5 protein-coding genes are annotated in these 3,838 nt (G+C 43.6%); all 5 read right to left on the bottom strand.

Annotated features, from left to right (window positions below):
- Positions 1 to 960: vWA domain-containing protein (locus ACWJAF_RS13715; protein WP_448864679.1), on the bottom strand; the 960-nt coding region annotated here is incomplete at its 3' end.
- A gap of 217 nt (positions 961 to 1,177) precedes the next feature.
- Positions 1,178 to 1,852, bottom strand: a complete 675-nt coding sequence (locus ACWJAF_RS13720; RefSeq protein WP_448864681.1) for a hypothetical protein — start codon at positions 1,850 to 1,852, stop codon at positions 1,178 to 1,180.
- A 12-nt stretch (positions 1,853 to 1,864) separates the two neighbouring features.
- Positions 1,865 to 2,359 carry a hypothetical protein gene (locus tag ACWJAF_RS13725; protein WP_118447589.1) on the bottom strand — a complete coding sequence of 165 codons (495 nt, stop codon included), beginning with the start codon at positions 2,357 to 2,359 and terminating at the stop codon, positions 1,865 to 1,867.
- Between the two features lie 14 nt (positions 2,360 to 2,373).
- Positions 2,374 to 2,862 carry a hypothetical protein gene (locus tag ACWJAF_RS13730; protein ID WP_448864684.1) on the bottom strand — a complete coding sequence of 163 codons (489 nt, stop codon included), beginning with the start codon at positions 2,860 to 2,862 and terminating at the stop codon, positions 2,374 to 2,376.
- A 16-nt stretch (positions 2,863 to 2,878) separates the two neighbouring features.
- Positions 2,879 to 3,838 (bottom strand): InlB B-repeat-containing protein (locus ACWJAF_RS13735; RefSeq protein ID WP_448864686.1); only part of this gene is annotated, 960 nt, incomplete at its 5' end.

The following is a 3,838-nucleotide window of genomic DNA, read 5'->3' on the forward strand; positions in this document are numbered from 1 at the left end:
ATCCGTCCATTCTCCAGATCCTGTATGTCCTGTGATCTTTGCATCTGCATTGGCAAATATACCAATTGTATAAATATCCGCATCTTTCTTTATTGAGTTTGCTGATTTTATTGCGCTTTTTGCTACACCTTCATCAAATTCGTTATAGCTTGTCGGCACTCCATCTGTAAAAAATATGACTACGCGCTTTACATTTTTTCGATTCGTGTTATCTGCTTCATCAGTTTTGCTTTGATTTACAAGCTTCTGTGCCAGATTCATAGCATTATCTGCTAAAGTAGCGCCAGCCGACTCGAGTGCGTTCACCTTTTCTTGCAATTCTGCTTTATCACTACTCGTATATGCCTTATATTCACTGACAATCTGCGTATAATTGTACCAATATTGACCCTTACGATATTGTTCATTTCCAATCTTGTCACTCTCTTCTCCAGCAAATTTTACAACTGCAATCCGGCTCTGTTTATTCGCATCAGCTCTTTTATCATTTTCCTTTGCGGAACTGTCAATAAACTCATTCACGGCTTCTTTAAGCCGTTTTATCCGTTTCGTACTGTCTGTCTGTCCAACAGGATCGTTCATACTTCCTGATACGTCCAGTACCAGCACAATATCCAGTGGGACTGTTGTCTGTCCTACTATTTTTGCAGTGGAGGAAAGCGCAGAAAGTCCTACCAGGAAATCAGAATTTGTACTTTTCGTTATTGTGGCTGATTGCGAATCGTTCTGTCTACTTGTAAGTGTGATGTTCCCTGTGGATACAGATTTGTCCGTCCATATGCGTCCCACATTTTTCGTACTGTCATCAAGGGCATTTGCCTCATGCCAGTTGTTGATCGTCACACTATCCGCCACTGTACTTTTTGTAATATTATCTGCCGCATTTGCCTGCTGTGGAGCCATACTCAGCACCATAATCGCAGCCATAATAAATACAATGACCCGGGTCATTTTTTTCATCTTCTTGTTCCTCCTTTATATTTTCCCAATTTTTCTCCATATATTTCAATATTTTACCATGATTACTATATGTCTTTTCCTGCCAGCGCGAAATGTACCTTTTTCAGCGTAAAATGCAATCTGGTACAGAGCTTTTCAAGCAACAAATGAAGTGCCTATTTTACATAATTTGCATAAATCAGACACTCCCTTATCTGTTAAATTTTCGTTAAACTTTTTATCTTCTCCGCTTTCTTATAACCGTCACACTGATTACAACTGCCGCTGCAATTGCTGCCAGCACATAAAGCATCGGTCTTGCTTCATCTCCTGTGACTGCTGCCATCCGGTTCTTCAGCTTATTCATCGGAGTTTTCTTGCCCGAGTCCTGTCCGTTTCCACCGCCCGGTGTTCCTTTATCCTTATCTTTGCCCGGGTCTTTGCTTTCGCCGCCGCTGGTATCTTCTGCTGTCTCAATGACCAGTGTCGTATCCTCGCAGACTTCTTCCAGTGTCAGATATCCGTCCTGGAACTGTTCCGTAACGTCTTCCCCGTTCAGAAGAATCCTTGAAACCTTCCATCCTTCTTCCGGTGTGATCCGTATCTTCGGCTCGGCAAAACGATCCACAACAAAGTTATCTATGTTGCCTTCCGTCTGATCTTCTTCCCCTTCTATCACTACATCTGCGTGACTTTTTTCCACACGGATATTATGGGAGTCCGGCACGGTTGTACTGATGGTGCTCTGGGAATTCGATGAGCTTCCTGCATCTGCTGCCAGAACGGACATGGTCATAAAAAACATCGCTGCGATTGCAGCCAGCATAGTCATCACTGTCACAAACACTGCCGTTGTAATGCGGACAGTCTTTTTATCCACAATGATATCCAATTTTTCTGTCTTTTTCCTCATATGCACGCCCCCTTACTCACTTTTGTCCACGTATGATATCGTAAATGTCACCGTATCTGCGTACTCTCCGGCCGCCGCTTTCTTCCAGTCTTCTTTTTTAATCGCGATAGTAAGAGGTGTCACTTCCCCGGCTTTTGTATACTGCGCTGATGTAAATGGCCGGCTTCCCGTCTCATCCTGCGCCAAAATCTGATAAGGAATCACTGCCTTTGAATTGTTAGAATTCTTTAAGTTAAGATCAGATAACAATGACACCTGGATACATTTTCCATCCTCAATCTGCGCCTGCTCTACTACAATGTTCCCGTAAGAGGTTTCTGTCTCATTGAACCGCATGCTTGTATCTACCGGGATCGTCACCTGGTAAGCCGGGTCCACATGATAACTGACTGTCGCGCTTCCCGCCGTCTGGGTGGTGGCTGCATAGATTGGATTTTCTGCACATATTAACAGCACCGGAGTCAGTAGTGCAAAAAGAATTCCTGTTCTTATACTTCTCTTTTTCATCGTTCTCCCTCCCGTTACTGTGCAATGATTGTCGTCTCTACATTTGCCCCGTTCATGGCGGAACCATCGGTGAGTGATGCGGTCGTAATCTTGATGGTCGCCGGATATTCTCCCGCTGCAAGTGCCTTCTCTAATGCCACCTCTGTAATCGCCTTCCCCGGCTCCACCATCTTCGATGTGTAAATCGTCTCATCTGTGTCGTTAAGCACGATTTCAAATGTAAAGTAACATGGGTTTCCTTCCGGATTCATCAGGTTCATCTGCACGTCTTTTTTGTCTGCCTCGATCGTAATGGTCGGATAGCCCGGTATCCGGATTCCTGTCGGCTTTTCCCCGGTATCGTCTGCCGTCTGCGTCTTTGCATTTGGATCCAGATCCGGCTTAAAAGCCGAATCTGAACCTCCTTTCAATTTCAGGAAATAAATCAATCCCGCAATGATGACCGCACACAGACAGATGATAATGACAATAAGTATTTTATTTTTTCCTGCTTTTTCTCTCATCTGCTCTTCCCCCCTCTTATCTGAAAAATACATACACACTCAGACTACTAAGATCGTATTCATCTCTTTTATCTCCGTGAGCGTCAAATTCCAATGTCAGGCTGTCTACATCAATTTTACCGTCAACCATCAGATAGTAATCACATATTCTCATCTTACCATTATTCTTATCCAGATCCTCGGTGTGAACCTGCCAGTCATTATGATCTTTATTGTCAGATCTTGTATGATAAGAAATCTTAAGATCCGAATAACCATCTTTAATTTTCTTAGTCCTATACAGCACCATGACCTCCATAGATGAGAAATTCTGGTGGATCGCATCGTAGGAAAGATTGGTCATATTCATATGATAAACTGCCGGATCCTGTCCAGTATCTCCGGTTGTCGGCACTTTCGTCTGATTTCCGTCTACATAGAAGGTGAATTTTGCCGTCTTGCCATCATCATTCACCCGGTAAGTGTTTCCATAATCCGATGGCTGGTAAATATAATAAGAATTTGCTTTCCAGCTTGCGTATAAGGTAATATTTTTTGCGTCCTGAAGCTGCAGCTCTTTCGTACTCATGTCAAATGCTGTGTTGGATCCTTCTTTTTTCCAGCCTTTGAACTCCCAGCCGTAACGAGTCGGATCTGACGGGAACTGGTATTTATCACCGTATTTGGTCTTTCTAACTGTCTTCGCTCTTCCGTCACCATAGTCAAATGTAACATTGTACACATTTGCCTCCCATTCCGGATAGAGTGTCACAACGCCTCCATTCACATCGGTCAGCTTCGACACCTTCTGCCGGTCAGAGTAATAAGTCTTCTTGCCCTTCTTATCCACGGTGTACCATCTCTTAAAGGAGTGGCCTTTGCATGTGAATCCGCATTTTGGAAGTGTTACATTTTCCGTGTAATTGACCGTCTTTGCTGCCATGGAGCCTTTTGCCTCCGTACCGCTTAAGATAAATGTAATCTGATAGGTATTCTC

Source organism: Dorea sp., assembly GCF_977044405.1.

Excerpts from the sequence above, each read along its gene's own strand:
- ACWJAF_RS13720 (WP_448864681.1), bottom strand. The coding sequence starts at position 1,852 with ATGAGGAAAAAGACAGAAAAATTGGATATCATTGTGGATAAAAAGACT.
- ACWJAF_RS13725 (WP_118447589.1), bottom strand. The coding sequence starts at position 2,359 with ATGAAAAAGAGAAGTATAAGAACAGGAATTCTTTTTGCACTACTGACT.
- ACWJAF_RS13730 (WP_448864684.1), bottom strand. The coding sequence starts at position 2,862 with ATGAGAGAAAAAGCAGGAAAAAATAAAATACTTATTGTCATTATCATC.